Here is a 23278-nt window from a genome sequence, read left to right on the forward strand (position 1 = left end):
CGCCCGAACGCCGCAGATGCGCCCGCGGCCCGGTCCGCGCTGCTCGGGCGCGGTGCCGCCCGGCCCGCGCCGTCCGTGCCGCGCGTCGCCTCGCCGATTGCATCGACGTCACAGCCCGTTCGCGACCTCGCGAAGTTCGCGCAGCAACCGCTCGTCGCGGTCGACCGGGGTGCCCCAGCCATTGCGCTCGGGGCGGGCCAGCTCCGCGTGGATCTGTGGCAGTGCCGGTGCGGCGGCCGGGCCCATCCGCCGCAGGCAGGGCACCACGTGATCGGCGGTCACCGGGTTCACCCGCCACGCCTCGAGCAGGACGTCGAGGGCGCCGGAAGCGTCCCCGGTGATGTCCCAGAGGGCCGCGGCGGCGTGGACGCGGTTCCACTCGTATCGGTCCGTCATCAGCTCGCGCAGGCGGGGGAGTGCCGCGGCCGCGGGCGGGCCGATGCGGCCGAGCACATCGGCGGCCTCCCGGACCGCGTAGGTGCCGAGTAGGGCCAGCGCGTGCGGCAGAACCTCGGCGTGATCGGCGTCGGTGGCGGCGAGCGCGGCGACCGCGGCCGACCGGGTCCACACGTCGTCGACGGCGAGCGCCGACCGGATCGCCGGGAGCGCGGACCGGGCCGCCGGGAGCGCGGACCGGGCCGCCGGGAGCGTGGACCGGGCCGCCGGGAGCGGGGGTGCCGCCGATGGGCCGAGTGTCCGCAGCGTTGCCAGGGCGGACTTCGCCGTGTCCCAGTCCCGCCGCTCGACGGCGGCGGCGAGCGTCGCGGCGAGCGCCGGCACCGCGCCGGTGTCGCCGAGCTTCGCCAGCGCGGCGAGCACCGCCGACGGCTTCACCGGCGGGCCGGCCGTGTGCAGCCGGGGAACCAGCAGGTTCGCGGACCGTGGCAGGCAGCCCGCCACGCCGACGGCGAGGTACGCGTCGACGCCGGTGTCCAGTGCGAGCAGCAGGCTGGGGAGCGCTCGGTCGTCGCCGAGCCGGGCCAGCGCCAGCACCGCCCGCTGGTGTGCGCGGCGCAGGTGCCGTCCCGGGGACGTCCACCCGTCCGGTCCGTGCGCGGCGACTAGGGCGGCCAGGGCGTCGCGGGCCGGGCCGGCCAGGACGTGGTACCTCTCCAGCTGCGTCGCCGCCTCCGCCGCGACCTCCGGGTCGGCCGCGGTGAGCTGCCCGGCGATGCGGCGGATCAGGGCTTCGTGGTCGCCGCGGAAGGAGCCGATAAGGTCGCCCACCATCCGGATCGCGTCCAGGCGTACGCCCGGATCGGGGCTGCTCAGCTGCTCGGCCAGCAGCTCCGTGCGCTCGGCGACGCGGGCATCCAGCAGCCGGTGGAGCGTACGCAGAGGGTCTGTGGTCAGAGAGAAGCGCCGGCTCGCCCTGTCCAGGTGCTCGAACGCCGCGGCGACGAACGGGGGCACGCCCTCGGCCGGCGGCTGGACCGGCGGTGGCTCCGGCCAGGGCTGCTCGGGCGGAGCGGCGGCGGCGATCTCGCGCAGCAGGGCGGTCGCGGTCGGCACGGTGTCGTCGCCGATCCGGTCCGGCGCGCACCGGGCATGCTGGATCAGCGCGGCCAGACGATACTCCGGCTCAGCGGCCGGCGCGCCGATGGTCTCCCCGACGGGTGAGCCGGCGGCCTGTTCGGCGAGCCAGGTGCGCGCGGCGGGTGTGATCGCCGGGATTCGCCGGGCGAGGGTGGCCGTCGTCTCCGTGACCCGGAGGCGCTCGAGTAGGCAGCCGCCGTGGTCGCGGAGCAGTCCGAGCGCCCGGTCGGCGTCGTCGAGCAGGAGGCCCAGGGCGGGCAGGGCCGCGGTGCGCACCGGGCAGGAGGCGTCGCCGGTCAGCTCGACGAACCGTTCCGCCTGTGTGCGCAGGTAGGCCGTGGCACCGGCGAAGTCCGCACCCTCGTACGCCGTCTCGCCGCGCCCGACCGCCTCCTCGGCGATGCTGACCAGCAGCCCGACGATGCCGGCGCGGTCAGGTGTGGCCGGGTCGGCGGCGAGCGCGAGCAGGAACGGCAGGATCGCCGTGGTGCTCGGATAGACGTCGCCCTGGTGGTGTACCGAGCTGTAGAGGTCGCCGAGCGCCCGGTCCCGCACCTCGGCGCCGGGGGAGCGCAGCGCCTCCAGCATCGCCGGGACGTCGTCGGCCGGACCATAGGCGTGCTGCATCGACGCCCAGTCGACGTCGTGGATTCCGCTGACCATGCCCGCCACTATGCCGGTACCCACCGACATCTTTCCCGAGCTCGGCCGGCGTTCCTCGTCATCGGCGAGGCCGGAATCGTCACGGCCAACCGGAGCAGCCGGGACCGGAACGCCGTGCCGGTGTCACTGATCCGGCTGGCGTTCCCGTCCCGGCGCAGACTTCCACGCCGAGGTCAGTGGACCGGCGCCGCGGGGCATGATGTCATCGCCCCGCGTTGAAGCTCATCGTCGGATCAGAGCGGACGGATGTTCTCCGCCTGCGGGCCCTTCTGGCCCTGGGTGATGTCGAACTCGACCTTCTGGTTCTCGTCCAGGCTCCGATATCCGCTGGTCGCGATCGCGGAGAAGTGGGCGAAGACGTCCGCGCCACCGTCATCCGGGGTGATGAAGCCGAAGCCCTTGTCGGCGTTGAACCACTTCACGGTACCGGTGGTCATTTTTTCTCCTGCCAAGATCATTGTGATAACGCGGTTAAAGATATCACAATCAACCGCAAACCCGATTCCCGTGTACGGCCAGTCGCCGCGTCGTGTCCACCGGTTCGGTCCCTGTATCGACATCATTGGATGGGCGAGCTTGACGGACGGTGCTGGCGGGGTCACCGTACCGCGCTCCGGCAGGAAGCGATCTTTCTGGCCCGGGCCGCCGGCTCATCAGGCGCGGCCCCGGTCCATCGGGTGGAAATCGACGACGGCGAACGCCCCCGTCGCCTCGATCTGGACGGAATCGGTCGGTGACAGCAGGGTGTCGAGCGGCGCGAGGACCGTGCCGTCGACGGTGGCCGTGCCGGTGAGCACGATGACGGCGCCGCTCCGGCCGGTGATCTCGACGGGTCCGCTGCCGTGGCGCACCGTCACCGTGTGCTGGACGCGGCCGCGGCGGGTCATCACGTTCAGGGCGCGGACGGGCCGCACCGGTTCGACCGTGGCGACCGGCTGCTCGCCGGGGAAGGCCAGGGTGGCGAGCGGTGTGAGGTGATGGGTGGCCGCCGGGATGGCCAGGTGGAGGTCGTGCGGGCCGAGCGCGACGAGCGTACGGTCGATCCCCGGAAGCGGGCTGAACGGCCCGGCCCGGTCGATCGCGGCGACGCTGAGCCGCCACCCGAACTCCCCGCCGTCCCCGGGATAGCGCGCGATCTCGTAGGTGACGCCCGCCCCGTTGGCCCACGGCGACGGATCCAGCCCCGCGAAACGCATGATCGTCGTCATCCGGGCCATCATCGCCGATGCGGGCCGGGCCCGAGCGATGCGGGCCGGGCCGTATGGACGCGGCGCGGGCCGGGCAGCGCCTGGCGGCGAGGATGCGAGCACCGCGGGAGGCGACGGCGGGGAGTGCGGCGGGGAGTGCGGCGGGAAGTCATTGGCCCGGTGGGGCGGTGGCTGGTTGACTGCTCGGCGTGATCGGTGAGGGGCGGCTGCGGGAAGTCCTGGCGGACCGATGGGGGCTGCGCGGGCCGGCGATCGAGGTGCACAACGGCGGGATGAACTCCGCGACCTGGTTCGTCACGGCCCGGGGCGAGCGGTGGGTGGCCAAGGCGGTCGTCCCGGCGGCGTGGCGGGCTTTCACCGGCGGCCTCGCGGTGGCGACCGCGGTCGAGCGGTCGGGTATCCCGGCCGGGGCACCCCGCCCGACCCGGGACGGCGGGCTGGCCGTCGACGTCGAGGGTGTCCCGCTGGCCCTGCTGACCTGGGTGCCCGGCGAGGAGACCGCGGACCAGCGCCTGATCGGGTCCACGCTCGCCCGGGTGCACCGGGCCCTTCAGGACGTGTCGATGTCCGATGCGGATCAGTTTCACTGGCTCCACCCCCACGCCCGGCACCTTCGGGTACGCCCGTGGCTCCGAGCAGCCGTCGCCGCGGCCGTGGCGGACTACGAGCGGCTCGGCCCGGGGACGCTCTCCCGCGGCCTGCTGCACACCGACCCCGCGCCGGAGGCGTTCCGGGTGGACCGGCGGCGCAACGTCTGCGGGGTGATCGACTGGAGCACGGCCATGGTCGGCCCGCTCCTCTACGACCTGGCGTCGGCCGTCATGTACGCGGGCGGCCTGGACCGGTCCGGCCCGCTGATCGAGGCCTACCTGGCCCGGGGCCCGGTGCCGCGCGCCGAGGCCGGGCGGGCGCTCGGGGTGATGCTGCGGTTCCGCTGGGCCGTGCAGGCCGACTACTTCGCGCGCCGCATCGCGAACCACGACCTGACCGGCATCGACGGGCCCGCGGAGAACGAGCGTGGCCTCGCGGACGCGCATGCCGGGCTCACCGGCCAGCACCGGCTGTCGGCCAGACGACAGCACCGGCCCGGCGACGTTCGGTAGTCGTAGGAGGTGAGCCCGGACCGGCGGAGAGGGATCCCCAGGTGAGTGCGACCACCGACGACGTCCGTGACGGTGCGACGGTCCCCCCGCCGATGGTGTTACCGGAGTTCCGGCCGAGCTGGTGGGAGACGGGTCTGCGGGCGCGGGCCGACGCGGGCGTGCTCGGTGTCTTCCGGGAGCTGCCCGGTCTGGTCCGCAAGGCCGTGCGGGTCGCCTGGCGGGCTGATCGGCTTCGGACAGGGCTGGTGACCGGCGCGACGGTGGTCGCCGGGGTGATGGCCGCGTTCGGGCTGCTCGCCACCCAGCGGGTGCTGATCGAGCTCTTCGCCGGCGGGCCGACCCCGGACCGGGTGCGCGCCGCGCTGCCCGCGCTCGCCTGGCTGGCCGCCGCGACGGCGATCCGCGGTGGACTGGGGATGGTCGTCGGGTACGGCCTCAACGGGCTGACACCCCGCGTGCACCTGGCCGTGGAGCGGGAACTGTTCGAGCACACCACCGCCGTCGAGCTGCGGGCCTTCGACGACGACGGGTTCTCCGAGGGGATGGAGCGGGCGACCCGGGGCACCGAGGCCACGATCGAGCTGGTGCAGAACACGATGAACCTGTTCGCCGGGGTGGTCAGCCTGCTCGCGGTCACCGTCGCGGTGGTGACGATCCACCCGCTGCTGCTCGCGGCGCTGGTGGTGGCGACCGTGCCGACCGGGTTCGCCGCGCTGCGCGCCGGGCACGTCCGGTTCCAGAGCTATCTGGCCAGCTCGACACGGCGGCGCCGGCAGTGGGTGCTGCAGCGTCTGATGGCCGAGCGCGACTCCGCGGCGGAGCTCCGATCGTACGGATTGCGGAACTTTCTTCTTCGTCTTTACGACCAGGTGATGGGGGCGCAGATCCGCGAGGAGCTCGCCGTGGCCATCCGGGTGACCAGGACCACCAGCGTCGGCGCGGCGATCGGTGGATGCGCGCTGGCCGGCGTCTATGTGCTGCTCGGACTGCTGCTGCTCGACGGCCGGATCCCGCTCGCGGCGGCGGCGACCTGCGTGATCGCCGTGCAGGCGGCGCAGCGGGCGCTCGCGCTGGTCACGTTCCAGGTCGACCGGGTCTACGCCTCCGGGCAGTTCTTCAACGAGTACGTCCGCTTCCTGGACACCGCGAACGGCTATCTCCCCGTGACCGGCGGCGCCGCGCGCTCCGGCCCGGACGGGTTCACCGAGCTGGCCCTGCGCGAGGTCAGCCTCCGCTATCCGGACCGCGACCGGCCCGCCGTCGACGCGGTCACCATGACCATCCGGGCCGGACAGACGATCGCGCTGGTCGGGGAGAACGGCTCGGGTAAGTCCACGCTCGCCGCGATGATCGCCGGACTCCGCGAACCGACCGGCGGGACTCTGATCTGGAACGGACACCCGTACGCTGAATGGAACCGTGACGAGCTGCGCGAGCGGATCGCGGTCGCCCGGCAGGACCACTACCGGTGGCCGTTCAGCGCGGGCACCAACATCGCGATGGGCGGCATCGGCCCGGGCAGCGCCCCGGACGCGGACGCCGCGCGGATCGAGGCCGCGGCGCGCCTCGCCGCCGCGCACGAGATGATCGGTGAGCTCCCGTACGGCTACGACACCCTGCTCGACCGCACGTTCAAGGAGGGCCAGGACCTGTCCGGCGGCCAGTGGCAGCGGATCACCGCGGCGCGCGCGTTCTACCGCGACGTGCCACTGCTGATCATGGACGAGCCCTCCTCGGCGCTCGATCCGCGGGCCGAGGACGCGCTGTTCCAGGCGTTGCGGGCCCGCCAGGGCGTCACCACCACCATCCTGATCACCCACCGCCTCGCCAACATCACCCACGCCGACCAGATCGTGGTGCTGGACCGCGGTGCCGTGGTCGAGGCCGGCACCCACCGTGAGCTGATCGCGGCGGGCGGCCTCTACCAGCAGTTGTTCACCCTGCAGGCGTCCGGCTACGCGGCCTGACGCCCGACCGCACATGACATGGGGGAGTTTCCGTGACCGACGTGGTGCTACGACCGATCGAGGACGCCGATCTGGACGCGCTCTTCGAGCAGATGCGGGACCCGGAGTCGGTCCGGATGGCCGCTTTCACCGCCAAGGACCCCAGCGACCGTACGGCCTTCGACGCGCACCTCGCCACGATCAGGTCGGCGCCGGACGTCACCCACCGGGCGATCACCGTCGACGGCCGTTTCGCCGGCACCATCGCCAGCTTCGTGATCGAGGGCGACACCGAGGTCACATACTGGATCGGCCGGGAGTTCTGGGGCCGGGGAATCGCGTCCCGGGCCCTGGCCGCGCTGCTGGAGATCGTCCGGGTCCGGCCGCTGTACGCCCGTGCGGCGAGCGACAACGCGGCCTCGCTGCGGGTACTGGAACGGGCCGGCTTCGTGATCACCGGCACCGACACGGGCTTCGCCAACGGCCGCGGCACCGACACCGAGGAGACGATCCTGCGCCTCGACGCCACCCCCTGACACCTCTCACCGCCCGCGCACTCTCACCGCCCGCGCACTCTCACCGGCCGCGCACTCTCACCGCCCGCGCATCTCTCACCGCCCGCGCAGCCGGTCCCTCTCGTCCGGCTGGCGCTCAGGCCTGACCCCGCTGGCCGATTCCAGCGGGATCGTCACCGGCGGGGTTCGTGGCTGGCGTTCACGGGTGTCCCTGCTGGTCAATTCCGGCGGGATTCGGTGGTAGGCGTTCTCGGTCATGGTCCGGGCTGGGCCCTGCTGGCCGAGTTTGATCGACATTTCATGATCACCCGCGGGGGTGATCATCGTGGCTGGCGTTGAGGGGTGTGTCGGCGGGCTTGAGGGACCTCTGGGTGCCAGCTCTTCGGGCGTGGCTGGCGTTCACGGGTCTCTCGGAGCGCCTGAGACACCCCGGATCGCCAGCCGACGGGCCCGAGGCACCCCGGATCGCCAGCCGATCGGCCGAGACACCCCTGGGCCGCCGGCTCACCGCCCGTGGTGTACCGCCCGGCCGGTCCACGAACGAACAGATTTGACCAGCAGGGGCTGGGGTGTCTCGCAGGGCCTGAGACATCCCTGACGACCAGCCAGAAAGGCCCGGGGCTAACCCGTCGTGAGGTCGGTGAGCAGCGTGCGTAGCCAGGGCCGGCGGATCGCCGGGTCGCGGCCGGCGGCGCGGGCGATCGCCCGGCGTCCGGTGCCGCTGCGGCCGTAGGCGACCAGCGCGGCGGCCTCGGCCAGGGCGTTCCGGGTCTGCTCGTCGCGGCCGGGGCCGTCGGCCTCGGCGGCCCACAGGGGCGGGCGGAAGGAGCGGGTCAGCTTCGCCTGCTGCTCTCCGAGGTACGTCCAGACCCACGGCGTCAGCGAGACGTTGACCACGGCGGTCGCGGGCAGCTCCCGGGTCCAGGCGGCGTGCTGCTGCCAGCGGTACGCGTTCGGGCTGGTTTTACTCCTGCTGGTGACGCCGATGAAGCGGAGCTTGCGCCGGATCACCGGCCACGGCTCGCGCTCCTCGTCGACCCAGTCCCGCAGCAGGGTGAACAGGTCGGTGAAGGTGTCCCCGGCGTGCACCACGTCGACCATCACCGCCGGTCGTTCCCGCCGGGCCAGCGCCCGCGGCGTCAGCCCGGCCTCGGTGAGGAACCCGCGGCCCTGCTCCACCTCCGCCGGGGTCAGCGGCGGCCGCCGCCACCGCGATCGCCGCCAGCTGCCGCTCCGGACCGCGAACCGCGCGAACGACAGCGGCAGCCGGTAGAGCCGGGGCGCCTCGGCGCGGGCGGCGCGGGCCTCGGGGCGGGCGGCGGCGCGTGTCTCGGGGCGGGCCGCGAGCGCGCCGCCGAGCAGGTCGAACATCGAGTCCAGCGAACGGCCGACGAAGTACAGGTCGCCGTGTCCGCTGCGGGCCAGTACCTTCCCGGTGCACGCGACCAGGTCGTCGAGGAACCACAGGTCCGGCGGCGCGGCGCCGTCGAGCAGCGAGCCCAGTTGATCCGGTGTGACCAGGTCCCACCGGAACGGTGCACTCACGCGGTGGCCTCGTGCCGGGGCGGGCCCGCGTTCGCCGGAGTGGAACCGTCGGCGGCGGCCTGAGCCAGCGTCGCGCCGAGGAGAGGAGCGAACTTCATCAGATTCTCACCGTACGTGGCGAGGACGCGGCCTCGGCGTACGAAATGCAGCCCGTCCTCGAGGTCCGGGTTGTGGGTGCAGTGCACCCGGGCGATCGGGCGCGGCTCGACGAACGGCAGGTGCTCGCTGACGTAGGCGGTCAGTAGCTCCAGCGATGCCTGCTCCGCCGCCTCGCGGCCACCCGCCCAGCTGACCAGCGACGAGTCGACGTCGCCGCCGACCGCCCAGGTGCCGGGGGCGGCCAGGTGCTGGTAGGTGCCGAGCTCGCCGTCCGCCGGCTTGGTGATCCAGCACTGGAACGGCTCCGGAGCGCCCGGGCGGATCGGGTAGCTGACCCGCAGGTGGTGCTCCAGCGCGGACGGGATGTCGATCAGGGCGGACGTGCCCTCGCCCGCGCAGATCACCGCGGCGTCGAAGGTGGACGCGTCGGGGCCCGCGGTGACGCGTACCCCGGAAGGGGTTTCCTCAACGGCATCCACGTGAGCCGGGCGCAGGCGGGTGCCGATCGCGCCGACCAGGAACGTGCGGATCCGGTCGACACGGATCACGCCACCGGCCGGATCGATCAGCGCCGGACCGCTGAAGTCGCGGGCCGGGAGCCGCAGCAGCGGGGAGCCCGCCTCGACCACCTCGTGCGCGGCACCGGCCGTGGCCATCGCGGTCGCCCACTCGGCGGCGTGCGCGCCACTGACCACGGTGCCGACGTCCTCGACGAGCGGGGTACCGGCCAGCTCGCTCCACTCGGCGAACAGCGTCCGGGACCGGGCGGCCAGCTCGACCATGTCGGGGAACGCGTGCGCCAGCCGGAAGATCCGCGTGTCCCCGGCGGAGCGTTCGCCCATCGGCTCGCCGGCCTCGTAACACTGGACGTCGATACCCTGCCGGAGCAACGCGACAGCCGTCGACAGCCCGACGACCCCACCACCGATCACCGCGATCTTCATGCCCGCCGACGCTATCAGCGCTCATCGCCGCCTTCTATGCGTCGGGCGTCATACCGCAGAGGCGCAGGGTGCTGTCCGGCACAGCGCCTCCGCCTCCGCCTCCGCCTCCGCCGGGCTGAGGCCGCGGCAGGGCTGAGTCGACTAATCTGAGTCGGTGTCCGATCCGCCGTGGAACCGCGGTGCGCATGCGGTCTATCCGGGGAGCTTCGACCCTTTCACCGAGGGGCATGCGGACGTCGTGGCGCGGGTCCGGTGCCTCTTCGACCGCGTCACCGTGCTCGTGGCCGTGAACGGGGAGAAGCAACCGGCCGTCACGATCGAGCAGCGTTCGGCGGACCTGCGCCGCTCGCTCCCGGCGGACTGGGACGATGTGACGGTGGTGGCGTGGTCGGGGCTGACGGCCGAGTTCTGTCGTCGGTACCGGGCGGGCGTGATCGTCCGCGGCGTCCGGAACACCACCGATCTGCAGCAGGAGAGCCGGCTCGCGGCGATGAACGAGGGCCTGGGGATCGCGACGTTGCTGATCCCGGCGCGCCCCGGGCTGGCGGTGGTCTCCTCCACGGCGGTGCGCGCTCGTCACGCCTGACCGGCCCGGTTCCCGGTGACACCGCGCTCGTCCGCCGACAGGCCGGTGACCAGGGTGTCCACCAGCAGGGTGAAGCTGTCATCGAGGTCGTCGGGGAGACCGAATCCGCCGGCGGACTCCAGCGCGGCGAAGCCGTGCAGTGCCGAGCGCACCACCCGGGCGGCGTCGACGCTGCGGGAGTGACCGAAACCGGCCAGCACGTCGTACAGGATCTGCAGGGCGTCGGTGCTCACCCGGAGGTCCTCCTCGTCGCCGGGTTCGGGTGCCCGGATCGAGGCGGCGTAGCGGCCCGGGTGGTCGAGCGCCCAGCGCCGGTACGCGTCGGCGAAGGCGCGGACCGCGGCCGGGCCGGAGAGCCCGACGGCGGCCCGGGACAGCGTGGCGCCCAGCTCCCGTTTGGCCTGGACGGCGATGCCGCGGCGGAGTGCTTCGAGGGAGGCGACGTGCTTGTAGAGCGACGGCGTGCGCACGCCGAGGCGTTCGGCGAGCAGGCCCATGCTCAGGTTGGCGAAGCCGATCTCGTCGGCGAGTGCGGCCCCGGCGGCGATGACGGCAGCGGGGTCGAGGCCGGCCCTAGGCATCGGCGTACGCCCGGAGGAAGGTCAGGATCAGCGCGGTGGTCTCCTCCGGGTACTGCGCGTGCGGGTAGTGCCCGGCGCCCTCGACCATCGCGAGACTGCCCCGGCCGTCCGGCAGTTCGGCCACGATCGCGGTGCCCTCGGCGCGCGGGTCGGCCCAGTCCGGGTCCAGCGTGCCCTCGATGATCAGGACCGGGCACTGGACGTTGCCGAGCTGGGCGCCGGCGTCGGCGGGGGAGGCCTGCATCATCTTCTGCAGCGCCTTCATCCGCCCGGGCTCGCTCAGCATGGCCGCGGTCCCGGCGATCTGCGCGTCCCAGTCGGCGGGCTTGCGGCCGGGATAGGCCAGGTCGAGGTAGCTCTTCCACGAGTTCAGGCTGCCCAGCATCGTGCCGGCAATGCGCATGAAGCCTTTCCGGTACGCACGGTGCCGCAGATCGCCGAGTGTGACCCCCTGTGCCCGGGTGAACGGCGCCAGCTCGACGACTCCGGTGATCAGGCCGGGCGCGGTGGCCGCCGCGATGGTGGCCGCGCCGCCGGAGATCGAGTGCCCGACGAGAACCGCCGGCCCGCCGAGGTGCCGGATCAGCGCGACGAGGTCCCCGGCGATGTCGGTCCGGCTGTAGGACGCCCACCCCGCGCTCGACTCACCGGCGCCGCGCAGGTCGGTCGTGGCCACCCGGTACCCGGCCGCGACCAGCGCCGGCGCCACGAACCGGTACGCGTCCCGCCCGTTCCCCATCCCGGGCGCGAGCACCACCAGCGGCCCTTCCCCGGCCACGTCGTACGCGATCGTCCCACCGTCGACACTCAGCTGCTCGGTCATCTCGTTCCCTCCAGGCGCTCCGGCTAACCTCGTTAGCTAAGAAGCTAATGGCATTAGCCAGCCCCGTCAAGCGACGTTCAGCCCCGTCAAGCGACGTTCCAGTGCGCCGGCAGCGGGCTCTCACCGATCGTGCAGACCGAAGTCGCCGTCCCGGACCGCGTTGCGCTCCCGGCAGCACGGGCGCCGGCGTTGGGTCGACGCCGTCGACGAGCTCGGCGCCTTCCTGGGCGGAGTGCTGATTGCGCGCGCTTGATACCTAGAACTACTATGCCTCACAGTCCTAGGTATTGCAGTTCTCGGTGAGGAGGGCTTGTGCGGATCACCAAAGACCTTGTCGCGGCCTCGGCGACGCCCCTTGTGCTGGGGATTCTCGCCGAGGGGGAGAGCTACGGGTACGCGATCCTCAAGCAGATCAACGAGCTCTCCGGTGGCGAGCTGGAGTGGACCGAGGGGCTGCTCTATCCGCTGCTGCACCGGCTGGAACGACTCGGCTACGTGGAGGCGTACTGGGAGAACCCGCCGGAGGGCCGTAAGCGCAAGTACTACCGGATCACCGACCCGGGCCGCGCCGAGCTCGCCGAGCAGCGGCGGCAGTGGGCCACGGTGGTCGACACCCTGCGCGGTGTCTGGAGCACGGCACAGCAGATCAGGCCGATCGCGGCACCGGTATGGGAGGCAGGGCTTTGACCGTGGAGAGTGACCACGACAGTGATCTGGAACGCCAGATCGCCGAGTGGCGGGCGTACATGCAGCGCCGCCCCGAGCTGCACGACAACGACGCGGCCGAGCTGGAGGACCACCTCCGCGAGCGGATCGGCGACCTGACCGACGCGGGCCTGCACACCGACGAGGCGTTCCTGATCGCGGTCAAGCGGATGGGCAGCCTCGACGAACTCTCCCGGGAGTTCGCCCGGGAGCACTCCGAACGCCTCTGGAAGCAGCTGGTGCTCCCCGGCGACCAGGGCGCGCCGGCGACCGCGAAGTCCCGCCGCGAACTGCCGGTCATGATCCTCTTCGCGGTGCTCTCGGCGATCGCCATCAAGATCCCGAACCTGTTCCAGGCGGAGCACACGTTCTACGAGACCAACGTCGGCCTCTTCGCGCTGATCCCGCTGGCCGGCTACTTCGTCTGGCGGCGGCAGGCGAGCATGCGCGTCGCCGGGGTGCTCGCCGCGCTGTTCGCCCTCGCCGCGGTCGCCGCGAACGTGTACCGGCTCGCCGACGACTCGTTCTCGATCGTGCTCACCGGCATCCACCTGCCGATCGCGTCGTGGCTGGTCGTCGGCCTCGCGTACACCGGGGGAGACTGGCGGTCGAGCAGGCGGCGGATGGACTTCATCCGGTTCACCGGCGAGTGGTTCATCTACGTCGTGCTGATCTGCCTCGGCGGCGGCGTGCTGACCGCGTTCACCGCCGGCACGTTCAGCGCGATCGGCCTCGACGCCGAGGACTTCATCTCCACCTACATGATCCCGTGCGGCGGGATGGCCGCGGTGATCGTGGCGGCCTGGCTGGTCGAGGCGAAGCAGAGCGTCATCGAGAACATGGCGCCGGTGCTGACCCGGGTCTTCACCCCGCTCTTCGCCGTCACCCTGCTGGCCTTCCTGATCGCCGCGATCTGGACCAACCACGGCGTGGACGTCGACCGCGACGCGCTGATCCTCTTCGACCTGCTCCTGGTGGTCGTCCTCGGCCTTCTCCTGTACGCGATCTCGTCGCGCGACCTCACGGCGAAGCCGGGTGTCTTCGACCGGCTGCAGCTCGGGCTGGTGGTCTGTGCCCTGCTGATCGACGTCCTGGTGCTGATCGCGATCACCGGGCGGATCACCGGGTTCGGCTTCACCCCGAACAAGACCGCGGCCCTCGGCGAGAACCTGATCCTGCTCACCAACCTGGCGTGGTCGGCCTGGCTCTTCGTCGGCTTCCTGCGGGACCGGATGCCCTTCGCCAAACTGGAGAACTGGCAGACCGGCTACCTGGCGGTGTACTTCGCCTGGTCCTGGGTGGTGGTGCTGGCCTTCCCGCCGATCTTCAACTTCGCCTGATCACCTCACGGAGGTAGACTCCCGCCTCGGTCGAACGAGGCGGGAGTCGATGGGCGTACGAACGGTGGCGGATCTGGCCGCCCGATTCTTCCCGGCGCCGGACGACACCTGCCCGACCTATCTCGAGGACTCCCACTGGGAGCCGATCGTCGACGGGGTCGCCTACTTCCGGGAGCTGGCCGGGCTGCTCGACCGGGTCGGGCGGGGCGACGCGGTCTACATCGCCGGATTCCAGGCCGACCCGCGGATGGACCTGACCGGGCGGGAACCGGGCGACCCGGAGCACCGGCCGTTCACCGACATCCTGGCCGAGAAGGCCGTCGACGGGGCCGACGTGCGGGTGGTGCTCAGCGCGGCCGAGTTCTCCGGCGGCGTACCGTGGCTGCCCTTCGGGCCGTTCCGGGCCAATGTGGCGGCCGCGCGCGTGATGCGGGCCTGGCTGCCCACCACCCGGGACGCCGGCCAGGCGCCGCTGCGGGACCGGATCCTGCTGGACTGGTCCGGCCCGGCGATCGGCTCCAACCACCAGAAGATGGTCATCTTCACCATCGACGGCACGGTGACCGCGTTCGCCGGTGGCATCGACCTGTCGCCCAACCGCTGGGACACCGCGCCGCACAACCGGCTCCGGCTCGGCCCGCACCGGTGGGGCTGGCACGACGCCGCCGCGCGGCTGCACGGCCCGGCCGCCGGGCGCGTCTGGCAGACCTTCCGGATGCGCTGGGAGAACGCCGCCCAGCTGCCGCCGCGCCGGATCGCCCGGCACCTGCCGCGTAACCCGGTCACCCTGCTGCGGGAGGGCCTCACCACGGTCAACCCGCCGGACACACCGGTCGAGGTGCCGCCGATCCCCTCGCAGGCGGCGCGACCGGGCACCGGTGTCGCGGTGCGGGTGCTGCGGTCGTACCGGCCGTGGAGCGTACGCCGGAAAGGCTGGTGGTGGGACCGGTCGGCCCGGCTCCGGCGGCCCGCCGCGCACGAGGTCTACAACACGCTCACCGCCGGTATCCGGGCCGCCCGGCGCTACATCTACGTCGAGGACCAGTACTTCTACGAGTCGCTCGGCGGCGACCGGCACTACGAGCTGTACGGCGATCTCCGGGCCGCGGCCGCCCGCGGGGTGAAGGTGATCCTGGTCGGATCAGGGCGCCGCGACCCCGCCGACGGCGGCGACAGCACGGTCGCCCCGGTCCTCACCGGCGACCTGCGCCGCCACGTGATCGACCCGCTCCCCGCCCGGGACCGGCTCAACGTGGTGATGTACCGGATCCGCGACATGACGGTGCACAGCAAGCTGATGCTGATCGACGACGTCTTCGCCAGCATCGGCTCGGCCAACTTCTTCAGCCGCTCGATGGTCGGCACCGACAGCGAGCTGACCTGCGCCATCGTCACGGCCGGCGACGCGGTGACGAACCTGCGGGTCACCCTCTGGGCCGAACACCTGCGCACCCCGGTCACCGACGAGCTGCGCCCGCACCTGACCGACCTGGACACCGCCCTCGGCATCTGGCACGACGGCTGGTCATCCACCGACGGCGCCCCGGGCATCTGGCGCAGCGCCGGTTCCCCGGCCGGATTCGTCCCGTCCGAGCAGGTCCTGATCCGAGCCCGATACTCCCGCCGTTTCGACCAGCTCACCTGACGGACGCCGGCCGGTCGGCTGGGCCTCAGGGGTGCCTCGGGCATGATCAGGCACCCCTGGTCGCCAGCCGGGACCGTGCGCGGTGCGGGTCAGGCGATCAGGAGGCGGAGGCCGAGGTCGGCGGCGTCGAGAGTGGTCAGGTCGCGGTTGCGCTCGGACCAGCGGCCCGAGGCCAGGTCGTCGCGGAGGGTGGTCACCACGCGGTGCTCGACGGCCGGGCCCAGGCGGGTCCAGACCGAGACCGCGCGGCGGACCCGCTCGTCCAGGTAGGACCCGGGACGGCGCCAGTACGCCTCGAGGAGGCCGTCGGCGCAGTCCCACGGGATGAGGACCGGCTCGGTGCGGGCGCCGATCGCGTCGACCAGGGCCGAGAAGGTGGGCAGGCCGGTGAAGAGGCCGGTGAACTCCGGCAGGTAGTCGCGGGTCAGCCAGAAACGGTCGAGCCAGCCGGGCGTCTCCGCGTCGAAGGTGAGGACCACCACCCGGCGGGCCACCCGGCGCAGCTCGCGGAGGCCGGCGACCGGGTCCGGCCAGTGGTGCAGGGTGCTGATCGCCATCGCGGCGTCGAAGGAACCGTCCGGGAAGGGCAGGTGCTGCGCGGCGGCGGCCACGCACCGGGCGGTGCCGGCGGGACGGCGGGCGCGCATCACCCCGGACGGCTCCACCGCGGTGACCTCCCGGTCCGGTGGCTCGTAGGAACCGGTGCCCGCGCCGACGTTGAGCACCGTGCGGGCGTCGCCCAGCGCGTCCCAGATCTGGGCGGCGATGCGCGGCTCGGTCCGGCGGGTGGCGGGATAGGCGGAGCCGATGGTGTCGTACAGCTGCGTCGCGGGTGTGGGCCGGATCGTCATCGACCGTGCCTCCAGGTGGGTGAGGGCCGCGGCCGGGCGGCGGGCGCGGGCCGGGTGACGGGTACGGGCAGGGCGGCGCGTGCGGGGTCAGGTGGACGAGCGGGTGACCAGTTCGGTGCCGGCCGCGGCGGTGGGTGCCGGGGGAGCCGGGCTGCCGGTGAGGCCGGCGACGATCAGCTCGGCGCGGCGGCGGGCCACCGCGTGCAGGTCGAAGCGGACGGTGGTGAGCGGCGGGGTGACGACCGGGGCGACCGGGATGTCGTCGACGCCGATGACCGCCAGGTCGGTGGGGACGGTCAGGCCCCGGGCACGGGCACCGGCGAGGACGGCGACGGCGGTCTCGTCGTTGAAGGCGCAGACGCCGGTGACCTGCGCGGCGGTCCAGAGGTCCACGGCGGAGGCGGCGCTCTCCGGGTCGAGGCCGACGGTCGCGGTCACCGGGGCGGGCAGACCGGCGGTGGCGCAGGACCGTTCGACGCCGTGCAGCCGCTCGCCGGTCATCGCGGTGAAGCGCGGGTGGGCGGGTAGCGCGTACCCGAGGCGGCGGTGTCCGCGACTGATCAGGTGGTCGGCCTGCAGGCGGCCGACCGGGAGCATGGGTTCGGTCTCGTCGGGAGCGGTGAGCGGCAGGATCACCTCGGCGCCGGCGCGCTGGAGGGCGCGCACCGTCTCCGCCGGGAACGGGGTGAAGCCGGTCACCGCCGTCGCGCCGACCGTGGCGCAGACGTCCGGCAGCGGGCGCCCGCGCGCCGAGGCGAGGTGGGTGACCAGGGCGAGGCCGTTCTCGGCGAGGGCGGCGGCGAGTTCCTCGGTGAACCGGCTGATGCTCGCGCCGATCGGCAGGTCGGGGACGGAGAGCAGCACGATGTCGCTGCGCCCGGCGGCGAGCGAGCGGGCCGTGCCGTGGGGACGGTACTCCAGGCGTTCGGCGACCTCGAGGATCCGGCGCCGGGTGGCCTCGGGGATCGACTGGCCCGGCCGGTTGTTGAGCACGTAGCTGACGGTGGCGCGCGAGACACCGGCCTCCCGGGCGACGTCCGCACTGGTGGTGCGTTTGGCGGGGCGGGTCATGGACTCCGATGGTAGTGGGCACCCTCGTTACACAGCTGTTACGAAACGAGGTCCAGATCCCGTGGCGGCTTGCTTGCGCGCGTCAGTGAAGGACGGGGGCCGGGCGCCCCTCACGCGGGACGGACTGCCGGCATGCGGGTACCGACTGCCGGCATGCGGGTACCGAATCAGCCGGCAGGATCACCCCTCAGCACCAGCCGGGAACCCCGTTCGGCGAGGGCGGCGGCGGCCAGCAGGAGGACGCTGCCGACGATGTCGAGGACGTAGTGGTTTCCGGTGGCGAGCACGTCCGCCGCCATGACCAGCGGGAACAGCCAGGCGACCGGTGCCAGGCGCGGATGGGCGACCGCGATCGCGTACGCGCACCAGAGCGCCCACCCCACGTGCATACTCGGCATCGCCGTGAAGTGGTGCGGGCTCGTCCAGCTCTCCCGGGCAGCCTGCCCGGCGATATCGTACCGGGCGACCACGTCGACGACCCCCACCAGCGCGAACCGGGGCGGCGACATCGGCACGGCCCAGTAGACAAGCAGCACGAGGGCCATCATCGCCACCATGGTCCGCCGCACCCGCCGGTACACCTCGGCACGCCGGACGAACACCCACAGCAGCACACCGAGAACCACGACGTAGTAGAGCCGATACAGGTAGACGCCCGCCCGCCCGAGGGCGGGACGGCCGACCAGCCAGGCGTTCGCACTCCGCTCGACGTCGACGTGCAGCACCTGTTCCAGCTCCTGAAGCCGTAGCGCATCGGTGTGCGCCGCGACCGCGTCCGTGCCGACGAGCCCATCGAGCTTGATGAAGACCAGAAACCAGAGAAGCAGAAAGACCAGTTCCTTGAGTACGCCGACCCGGCCCGCTCTCCCCGCCCGCGCCTCACCGTCGTGATCGGATACTGCCCGGCATCTGGAGTTCACCCGCTCCTTGTAGCAGATCTCAGCCCGACGGTGGGGTCAGCGGCGCGGTGGAGCCGGTGGCGAGGGCCTCGCGGACGCTGGTCAGCGCGGCGCGGATCATCGTGCCGTAGTCATCGGTGGGGAGGACGTCGACGGCCGCCTCCGCCGCGGCCAGGTGCTGCCGGGCCTCGTCCGGGTGGCCGGCCCGGCGGTGGACGTCGGCCAGGTTCAGGTGCAGGGACGGGAGGAAGGCGCGGGCCTGCCATGAGGCGTCGTAGGAGCGGGCGCGTTCGTCGGTCAGGCCGGGGAACGCGGACAGGGCCAGCGTGTCCCAGTGCAACTCGTCCTCGACCGAGTCCTGCAGGTCGGCCAGGTAGTGGGCGATCGTGCACCGGTGCAGTGCGTCCCCGGTGCTCGCCCAGAGGCGCTCCAGGATCACGCGTGCGCCGGCCCGGTCGCCGGCGACGGCCGTCTCCTGTGCCCCGCGTACCTCGTCCATCACGGTGTCGGTCACTGCTCCTCCTCCGAAGTGTTCCCAGCGGTCGGAGCACGAGCATGGGTGCTCGACCAGGTCGAGGGTCAAGCCCTTCCACGCGTACGGAAAACGGCTGGTTCGGGTCGGGTGGGTGTGGCACGGTGGCGCGGCCGGAGTGTGGGGGAGGGGTGTCGTGCACCGGGAGATCCGGGCGGACTTCGACGCGGAGACGATCGTGATGTATCAGGCGTATTCGCCGGTGATCGCGGATGCGGCGCTGGCCGCCGGGCGGTTCGTGGAGCCGTTCTCGCTGCGGCGGATGACCTGGATCAAGCCGTCGCTGCCCTGGCTGATGCACCGCAGCAACTGGGGTGCGAAGGCCGGGCAGGAGCGCATCCTGGCCGTGCGGATCACCCGGGTGGGCTGGGAGAAGGCGCTGTCCCGGGCCGTGCTCACCGCGCCCGAACCGGCCGTGCACGGCAGTGCCGCGGCCTGGAGTGCCGCGTTCGCCGGGGCCGCGGTGCACGTCCAGTGGGATCCGGAGCGGTCGCTGCGGGGTGCGGCGCTCAACCACTACAGCATTCAGGTCGGGGTGGGCCGCGAGCTGATCCGGGAGTACGCCGACGAGTGGGTGGTCGGGCTGACCGATCTCACGACGACCGTACAGAAAGTCGCGAAGTTGATCCGGAGCGGTCAGGGTGACCGGGGCCGGAAGCTGTTGCCGCCGGAGCGTCCCTATCCGGTGAGCCAGGAGGTCGCCCGGCGGATCGGAGCCGGCCGGTGACGGCGGGGAACACCGTCACCGGCACGGTTTTCCGGTGCCGCTATTCGGTGAAGGCCTTCACCGAATCGGCGACGCCGCCGTTGCGGTTGATGCCCACGAAGAAATCACTGCCGATGTGCGTGATGTCCTCGATCTCGTCGGCCAGCCCGTTTCCCGGAATACCGATGTCGCTCTCCACGTCGGTGCCGGACCAGTTGTACTGGTAGACCCAGTTCCACGCGGTCTCCGGATTGGTGTCCATGATGATGGACTTGGTGTTCCAGATGTAGTTCGCCGAGCAGTCGATACCCTGGTCGGAACGGCTGTCGTGAATCGTCAGGTCGCTGCTGACCAGCGTCCAGCCGCTGGTCAGCGCGCCGGAACCGGCGTGCGTCCACAGCTTGTTCAGCCGTCGGGCGGCGTACTTCCCGGCACCGTCGGCGGCCGTCGCGCTGTAGCAGAAGCCGCTGATGTTGCCGGTCGGCAGGGTGACCTCCTCGGTGTCGCCGAAGGTGCCGTCGGAGTTGAGGTGGACGATCGTCACCTCATCGCTCGGAAAGGCGGACTGGCTGCCCTGCGCGGCGATCAGGGCCGGCCCGCCGCCCCGGTAGTCCGCGTTGTAGGCGAGGTCGTTGCCGTGGCCGAGCTCCGGCATCGAGGTCGGCGCCCCGGTGCAGGTCCAGGTGCTGCCGCTGCGGGCCCACCGGGAGAGGACCGGCTCGCCGTTGCTCCCCCTGGAGAAGATGATGTACAGCGTGCCGCCCGCGCCGGTCACCATGCCCTCCAGGACCGTCCGCCCGGCCCGGCAGGTGCTGCTGTTCGGGATGTTCAACACCTCCGCACCGCTCCGGTCGGTGGCGGCGTAGGCGGGCGCCGTCCAGGTGATGGCGATTCCCGCCGAGAGTGCGAGCACGGCGGCGGCACTCGATATCTTCGTCAATTCTGCCTCTTTCTCAGGTTGGGCGGAGGCAGCGTAACAACCAGTGTCCACCGTCTATTCGTGTGCTATTCAGTCGATATTCACCAGAATTCGGTAGTGCGAACAACCGTCATCGGTCCTGTGCGACGTCATTCGCAGGAGATGGAGTTGCGAAGGACCTCGGCGAGGTCCTTCCGATCGATGCGGTCCAGGGCTGCGGGTAGCTCGGGCAGCCGGTCGCGGACCTCCAGCCATTCCCAGAGAGCGCGGGCCGGGACTTCGGCACGGAACTGAGCCTTGGTGTGTGGTGGGATGTCCAGCAGGTCGGCCAACTCCTCCCAATCATTTGCGAGCTTCCTGATGAAGGCGACTTTGGCAGTTCCCGGAAACGTCGGCCGTACCCTCGCGGGCCTTTCCGTCCGGGGAGCGGGTGACGGCGTGATCGTTGGGGCCTCGCCGGATAGCCCTGCCGATGTCGTCCGAAGGCTGGGCGTGCGGACATGGGAGGGCGGTGTCGCCTGATGCCTGGCGCCGGGATTTGCGTACCCACGGGCGGCGAGGGCTGCGACTTCGAAGAACCACCACCGGTCAGCCAGAGCGTGATCAGTGTCGGCGGTGGTGCGGAGGGCGGAGGCCGTACGCCTGCGGGGAGCGGGGCAGGTTGAGCGGGCCGTCGACGCGGAAGAACTCGCCCCGGTGGTCGATCGGGCGCACCCGGTCCTTGCGTGCGTGGATTCCGGCCGCCTTGTCGGCGATGATCGCGTCGTCGGTCCAGCTGTCCCAGAGCTTCGTGGCGACCTGCAGGAACTCGTCGGCGCGCTGGTAGCGCGTACGGTGAAGCGGCTGGTCCTGAAGTCCGAAGTTGCGGGCCGCGTCGTCGCCGGCGGTGGTGACGATGTTCCAGCCGGCGCGGCCAGGTCCAGGCCGTTGAGGACGCCGCCCTTGCCGCTGAAGGCGCGGTGCAGGTTGCGTACCCGGACCGCGGGCCCGGGCCCGGTTTCGGTGCCGGTGCCGGTGGTCAGTCCTTGAGCGTCCGTCGCCACGACAGCACCCTCCGTCCGATCAGGCGTACCGCGGTGTCGGCCAGGTAGCCGAAGACGCCGTAGATGACCAGGCCGACGACGATCACGTCGGTCTGGCCGTACTGCTCGGCGAGGGTGATCATGTGGCCGATGCCGCTGACCTCGTCGCTGCTCGACCACGACCAGTCCGAGCAGCGACGAGGTGACCGCGAACCGCATGCCGGGCAGGAAGCCGGGCTGTGCGCCGGGCAGCACCACGTGCCGGACGAACTCGCCGCGCCCGATGGCGATCGTCTCGGCGAGTTCGGCGTACTTCCCGTCGATGCTGCGCAGCCCGTTGTGCGTGTGCACGTAGATCGGCGCCAGGCTGATCAGCGCGATGGTTACGATCTTCATCTCCTCGCCGATCCCGAACCACGCGATGAAGAGCGGGATCAGTGCGAGCGTGGGGATCGAGCGTTTGATCTGGATCGGTCCGTCGAAGATCGACTCACCGGCCCGGGACAGACCCGAGACCACGGCCAGGAGCACCCCCGCGAGTACGCCGAACCCCAGGCCGAGCACGGCCCGCCGCAGCGACGAGAGGATGTTGCCGAGCAGATCGTGGTCGGTCCACTGCTTGCTGACCCAGCGGCGCCACGTCGACGGCCCTGGTGCCCAGCGAGGTCACGTACGAGTCCCCGGTGCTGGTCAGCTCGACGAGCTGGACGTCCTTGCGGGTCAGCCCGGCCTTCTGCAGCACCCGGAGCACCAGCGCGCCCTGTGCCTGGCCCGCGCTGTAGGCGATCTTCTTGCCGCGTAGGTCGGCGAGCGAGTTCACGGTGACGCCGGGCGCGACGCCGAGCCGGTAGACCGGGTTCTCCAGCGGGTCGATGGTGACCGACTGGAAGACGATCTTCGTGGCGGTTCCGGTCCAGGCCGCGAAGAGTGACGGGATGTCGGCGACCGCGCTGCAGTCCAGCTTGTCGGCCCGGAACGCCTGGATGCTCTGCGGCCCGCCGCTGATGTTGGCCCACGCGACGGTCACTCCGGCCGCGGAGAGCTCCGCCGAGCGCGGCCCCTCGTGGACCACGCCGCCGGTGGCGAACGCGACGTCGACCACGTTGCCCGCGAACAGGTGCACCGCGCTCTCCCGGGCCTGCGCGGCGGCCTCCCCGAAGAGCTGCTCGGCGCGGAGCAGCGCCTGAGAGTTGGTGTCCGCCCAGACCGGCAGCCCGGTGGCCGCGGCGAGCAGGGCGCCCATCGGCACGTCCCGCCAGCCCAGGAAGGGGTGCTCGACGACGGTGCCGTCCGCGGTGTCCACCCAACCGCCGGTCGCCAGGCCCAGCCCGACGATCCGCCGGGTCCCCTGATGCTCCCGCCGGATCGCGGCGATGCCGCCGGTCACCGTCGCCGCGGACAGGCGGGTCACCCGGGCGATCGAACTGCGCGCGATCGGCCCGTGGTGGAGCAGCGCCCGCAGCACGACCGCGGCGGACTCCGGCCCCCGCCGCGGATCCGGTACGGGCAGATCGATGCGCCGTCGACGAACCGGCCGGGGGATCATTTGTCGAGGCTAACCGGGTTTCGTCGCCTTTCGGCGCCCGGTTGCCGGACGTTTCACGGTCGGCAGCGAACCGAGGGGCGTCGATCGGCTCGCTCCGGTCCACTCAGGTCGTATGCTGCTGCCACCGGACGTGTGCGGGCGGGAGGCCGGATGATCCAGGGATTTGTCCCCACGCTGCTGGCCGGCATCGCCGGAGCGTTCCTGGCGGAGGTGATCCGGGCGCTCCCGGCGATCCGCAAGGGCAAACCGCCGCGGGGCTGGGAGCTGGTCGCGTCGCTCTTCCAGGTGGTGCTCGGCGGTGGCGCGGTCCTCTTCGGATGGGACGGGGAGCAGTCGGCCCTGCAGGTGGCGGTGATGGGTGCCGCGTTCCCGCTGCTCTTCGCCGCGGCGGTGGACGGTGCCACGCCGCCGTCCGGTGGCCGGACCGGTCGCGACGTGGCCCGGGGCGGGCGGTCCGTCATCGACTATCTGGCGGGCCGGTTCTGAGCGGAGG

At 72.1% G+C, this 23278-nt stretch carries 23 protein-coding genes and 3 pseudogenes; 9 read left to right on the plus strand and 17 right to left on the minus strand.

Features of this window, described 5'->3' with window-relative positions; all coding sequences use genetic code 11:
* Window positions 1–108 precede the first annotated feature (108 nt).
* From AB0M08_RS19700 to AB0M08_RS19710, 3 genes are all read right to left on the minus strand, one after another.
* Window positions 109–2199, minus strand: coding sequence for a hypothetical protein (locus tag AB0M08_RS19700; RefSeq protein WP_364494920.1), 2091 nt, complete (start codon window positions 2197–2199; stop codon window positions 109–111).
* Between the two features lie 233 nt (window positions 2200–2432).
* The gene (locus AB0M08_RS19705) at window positions 2433–2636 is read right to left on the minus strand and encodes a cold-shock protein (protein WP_184995226.1); all 204 of its coding nucleotides are present in this window, start codon (window positions 2634–2636) and stop codon (window positions 2433–2435) included.
* A 216-nt stretch (window positions 2637–2852) separates the two neighbouring features.
* Window positions 2853–3407, minus strand: a complete 555-nt coding sequence (locus tag AB0M08_RS19710) for a HutD family protein (RefSeq protein ID WP_364494922.1) — start codon at window positions 3405–3407, stop codon at window positions 2853–2855.
* A gap of 188 nt (window positions 3408–3595) precedes the next feature.
* Between AB0M08_RS19710 and AB0M08_RS19715 the strand changes: the two genes are divergently transcribed.
* The 3 genes from AB0M08_RS19715 to AB0M08_RS19725 all read left to right on the plus strand — a co-directional run bounded on the left by AB0M08_RS19715 (window position 3596) and on the right by AB0M08_RS19725 (window position 6992).
* Window positions 3596–4510, plus strand: a complete 915-nt coding sequence (locus tag AB0M08_RS19715) for a phosphotransferase (RefSeq protein ID WP_364494925.1) — start codon at window positions 3596–3598, stop codon at window positions 4508–4510.
* A 92-nt stretch (window positions 4511–4602) separates the two neighbouring features.
* Window positions 4603–6477 carry an ABC transporter ATP-binding protein gene (locus AB0M08_RS19720; protein WP_364495171.1) on the plus strand — a complete coding sequence of 625 codons (1875 nt, stop codon included), beginning with the start codon at window positions 4603–4605 and terminating at the stop codon, window positions 6475–6477.
* Window positions 6478–6509: 32 nt separating this feature from the next.
* Window positions 6510–6992 carry a GNAT family N-acetyltransferase gene (locus tag AB0M08_RS19725; RefSeq protein WP_364494927.1) on the plus strand — a complete coding sequence of 161 codons (483 nt, stop codon included), beginning with the start codon at window positions 6510–6512 and terminating at the stop codon, window positions 6990–6992.
* A gap of 600 nt (window positions 6993–7592) precedes the next feature.
* Here AB0M08_RS19725 and AB0M08_RS19730 read toward each other — a convergent pair.
* Window positions 7593–8516, minus strand: a complete 924-nt coding sequence (locus tag AB0M08_RS19730) for a hypothetical protein (RefSeq protein ID WP_364494930.1) — start codon at window positions 8514–8516, stop codon at window positions 7593–7595.
* Window positions 8513–9559 (minus strand): FAD-binding oxidoreductase, encoded by a 1047-nt coding sequence (locus AB0M08_RS19735; RefSeq protein WP_364494932.1) that lies wholly within the window; start codon window positions 9557–9559, stop codon window positions 8513–8515. Before AB0M08_RS19735 ends, AB0M08_RS19730 begins: the two co-directional genes overlap by 4 nt.
* 154 nt (window positions 9560–9713) lie before the next feature.
* Between AB0M08_RS19735 and coaD the strand changes: the two genes are divergently transcribed.
* On the plus strand, window positions 9714–10145 hold the full coding sequence (coaD, locus tag AB0M08_RS19740) for a pantetheine-phosphate adenylyltransferase (RefSeq protein WP_364494934.1): 432 nt from the start codon (window positions 9714–9716) through the stop codon (window positions 10143–10145).
* On the opposite strand, the gene AB0M08_RS19745 is transcribed toward coaD, so the two are convergent.
* Together AB0M08_RS19745 and AB0M08_RS19750 are read right to left on the minus strand one after the other, a co-directional pair.
* Complete coding sequence (locus AB0M08_RS19745; protein ID WP_364494937.1) at window positions 10136–10726, minus strand: WHG domain-containing protein; 591 nt, start codon at window positions 10724–10726, stop codon at window positions 10136–10138. The genes coaD and AB0M08_RS19745 overlap by 10 nt on opposite strands.
* Window positions 10719–11549 carry an alpha/beta hydrolase gene (locus tag AB0M08_RS19750; protein WP_364494940.1) on the minus strand — a complete coding sequence of 277 codons (831 nt, stop codon included), beginning with the start codon at window positions 11547–11549 and terminating at the stop codon, window positions 10719–10721. The genes AB0M08_RS19745 and AB0M08_RS19750 overlap by 8 nt, the downstream gene beginning before the upstream one ends.
* A 312-nt stretch (window positions 11550–11861) precedes the next feature.
* Between AB0M08_RS19750 and AB0M08_RS19755 the strand changes: the two genes are divergently transcribed.
* From AB0M08_RS19755 to AB0M08_RS19765, 3 genes are read left to right on the plus strand one after another with little or no spacing between them, the layout of a single operon-like run.
* Window positions 11862–12236, plus strand: a complete 375-nt coding sequence (locus tag AB0M08_RS19755) for a PadR family transcriptional regulator (protein ID WP_364494942.1) — start codon at window positions 11862–11864, stop codon at window positions 12234–12236.
* 2 nt (window positions 12237–12238) lie between these two features.
* On the plus strand, window positions 12239–13594 hold the full coding sequence (locus AB0M08_RS19760; RefSeq protein WP_364495174.1) for a permease prefix domain 1-containing protein: 1356 nt from the start codon (window positions 12239–12241) through the stop codon (window positions 13592–13594).
* 49 nt (window positions 13595–13643) lie between these two features.
* Window positions 13644–15239, plus strand: a complete 1596-nt coding sequence (locus AB0M08_RS19765) for a phospholipase D-like domain-containing protein (RefSeq protein WP_364494944.1) — start codon at window positions 13644–13646, stop codon at window positions 15237–15239.
* 89 nt (window positions 15240–15328) lie between these two features.
* Here AB0M08_RS19765 and AB0M08_RS19770 read toward each other — a convergent pair.
* The 4 genes and pseudogenes from AB0M08_RS19770 to AB0M08_RS19785 form a co-directional block, all read right to left on the minus strand.
* Window positions 15329–16105, minus strand: a pseudogene (locus tag AB0M08_RS19770) (class I SAM-dependent methyltransferase); the annotation flags it as partial.
* 72 nt (window positions 16106–16177) lie between these two features.
* Window positions 16178–17161 (minus strand): LacI family DNA-binding transcriptional regulator, encoded by a 984-nt coding sequence (locus AB0M08_RS19775; protein ID WP_364494947.1) that lies wholly within the window; start codon window positions 17159–17161, stop codon window positions 16178–16180.
* A gap of 167 nt (window positions 17162–17328) precedes the next feature.
* Window positions 17329–18081 (minus strand): phosphatase PAP2 family protein, encoded by a 753-nt coding sequence (locus AB0M08_RS19780; RefSeq protein WP_364494950.1) that lies wholly within the window; start codon window positions 18079–18081, stop codon window positions 17329–17331.
* 19 nt (window positions 18082–18100) lie between these two features.
* A complete protein-coding gene (locus AB0M08_RS19785; RefSeq protein WP_364494953.1) occupies window positions 18101–18574 on the minus strand; it encodes a hypothetical protein in 474 nt (157 codons plus the stop codon).
* Window positions 18575–18728: 154 nt separating this feature from the next.
* Here AB0M08_RS19785 and AB0M08_RS19790 point away from each other — a divergent pair, with 154 nt between their 5' ends.
* A complete protein-coding gene (locus AB0M08_RS19790; RefSeq protein WP_364494955.1) occupies window positions 18729–19319 on the plus strand; it encodes a DUF4291 domain-containing protein in 591 nt (196 codons plus the stop codon).
* A 40-nt stretch (window positions 19320–19359) separates the two neighbouring features.
* On the opposite strand, the gene AB0M08_RS19795 is transcribed toward AB0M08_RS19790, so the two are convergent.
* The 6 genes and pseudogenes from AB0M08_RS19795 to AB0M08_RS19820 form a co-directional block, all read right to left on the minus strand.
* Window positions 19360–20238, minus strand: coding sequence for a hypothetical protein (locus tag AB0M08_RS19795; protein WP_364494958.1), 879 nt, complete (start codon window positions 20236–20238; stop codon window positions 19360–19362).
* 128 nt (window positions 20239–20366) lie between these two features.
* Window positions 20367–20813 carry a hypothetical protein gene (locus tag AB0M08_RS19800; protein WP_364495176.1) on the minus strand — a complete coding sequence of 149 codons (447 nt, stop codon included), beginning with the start codon at window positions 20811–20813 and terminating at the stop codon, window positions 20367–20369.
* A gap of 7 nt (window positions 20814–20820) precedes the next feature.
* A pseudogene (locus AB0M08_RS19805) lies at window positions 20821–21123 on the minus strand (LLM class flavin-dependent oxidoreductase); the annotation flags it as partial.
* A gap of 112 nt (window positions 21124–21235) precedes the next feature.
* Window positions 21236–21382: a hypothetical protein gene (locus AB0M08_RS19810; RefSeq protein ID WP_364495191.1), complete on the minus strand. Its 147-nt coding sequence runs from the start codon at window positions 21380–21382 to the stop codon at window positions 21236–21238.
* 88 nt (window positions 21383–21470) lie between these two features.
* Window positions 21471–21803: pseudogene (locus tag AB0M08_RS19815) on the minus strand (ABC transporter permease subunit); the annotation flags it as partial.
* On the minus strand, window positions 21730–22785 hold the full coding sequence (locus AB0M08_RS19820) for an ROK family protein (protein ID WP_364494961.1): 1056 nt from the start codon (window positions 22783–22785) through the stop codon (window positions 21730–21732). The pseudogene AB0M08_RS19815 and the gene AB0M08_RS19820, both read right to left, overlap by 74 nt.
* A 150-nt stretch (window positions 22786–22935) precedes the next feature.
* Between AB0M08_RS19820 and AB0M08_RS19825 the strand changes: the two genes are divergently transcribed.
* The gene (locus AB0M08_RS19825; protein ID WP_364494963.1) at window positions 22936–23271 is read left to right on the plus strand and encodes a hypothetical protein; all 336 of its coding nucleotides are present in this window, start codon (window positions 22936–22938) and stop codon (window positions 23269–23271) included.
* The last annotated feature ends 7 nt before the right edge of the window (window positions 23272–23278 follow it).

Origin of the sequence: Actinoplanes sp. NPDC051851 (assembly GCF_040681165.1) — a bacterium.
GTDB lineage: Bacteria > Actinomycetota > Actinomycetes > Mycobacteriales > Micromonosporaceae > Actinoplanes.

Excerpts from the sequence above, each read along its gene's own strand:
- AB0M08_RS19700 (WP_364494920.1), bottom strand. The coding sequence starts at position 2,199 with ATGGTCAGCGGAATCCACGACGTCGACTGGGCGTCGATGCAGCACGCC.
- AB0M08_RS19705 (WP_184995226.1), bottom strand. The coding sequence starts at position 2,636 with ATGACCACCGGTACCGTGAAGTGGTTCAACGCCGACAAGGGCTTCGGC.
- AB0M08_RS19710 (WP_364494922.1), bottom strand. The coding sequence starts at position 3,407 with ATGACGACGATCATGCGTTTCGCGGGGCTGGATCCGTCGCCGTGGGCC.
- AB0M08_RS19720 (WP_364495171.1), top strand. The coding sequence starts at position 4,603 with ATGGTGTTACCGGAGTTCCGGCCGAGCTGGTGGGAGACGGGTCTGCGG.
- AB0M08_RS19735 (WP_364494932.1), bottom strand. The coding sequence starts at position 9,559 with ATGAAGATCGCGGTGATCGGTGGTGGGGTCGTCGGGCTGTCGACGGCT.
- AB0M08_RS19745 (WP_364494937.1), bottom strand. The coding sequence starts at position 10,726 with ATGCCTAGGGCCGGCCTCGACCCCGCTGCCGTCATCGCCGCCGGGGCC.
- AB0M08_RS19750 (WP_364494940.1), bottom strand. The coding sequence starts at position 11,549 with ATGACCGAGCAGCTGAGTGTCGACGGTGGGACGATCGCGTACGACGTG.
- AB0M08_RS19765 (WP_364494944.1), top strand. The coding sequence starts at position 13,644 with ATGGGCGTACGAACGGTGGCGGATCTGGCCGCCCGATTCTTCCCGGCG.
- AB0M08_RS19775 (WP_364494947.1), bottom strand. The coding sequence starts at position 17,161 with ATGACCCGCCCCGCCAAACGCACCACCAGTGCGGACGTCGCCCGGGAG.
- AB0M08_RS19810 (WP_364495191.1), bottom strand. The coding sequence starts at position 21,382 with ATGATCACCCTCGCCGAGCAGTACGGCCAGACCGACGTGATCGTCGTC.
- AB0M08_RS19820 (WP_364494961.1), bottom strand. The coding sequence starts at position 22,785 with ATGATCCCCCGGCCGGTTCGTCGACGGCGCATCGATCTGCCCGTACCG.
- AB0M08_RS19825 (WP_364494963.1), top strand. The coding sequence starts at position 22,936 with ATGATCCAGGGATTTGTCCCCACGCTGCTGGCCGGCATCGCCGGAGCG.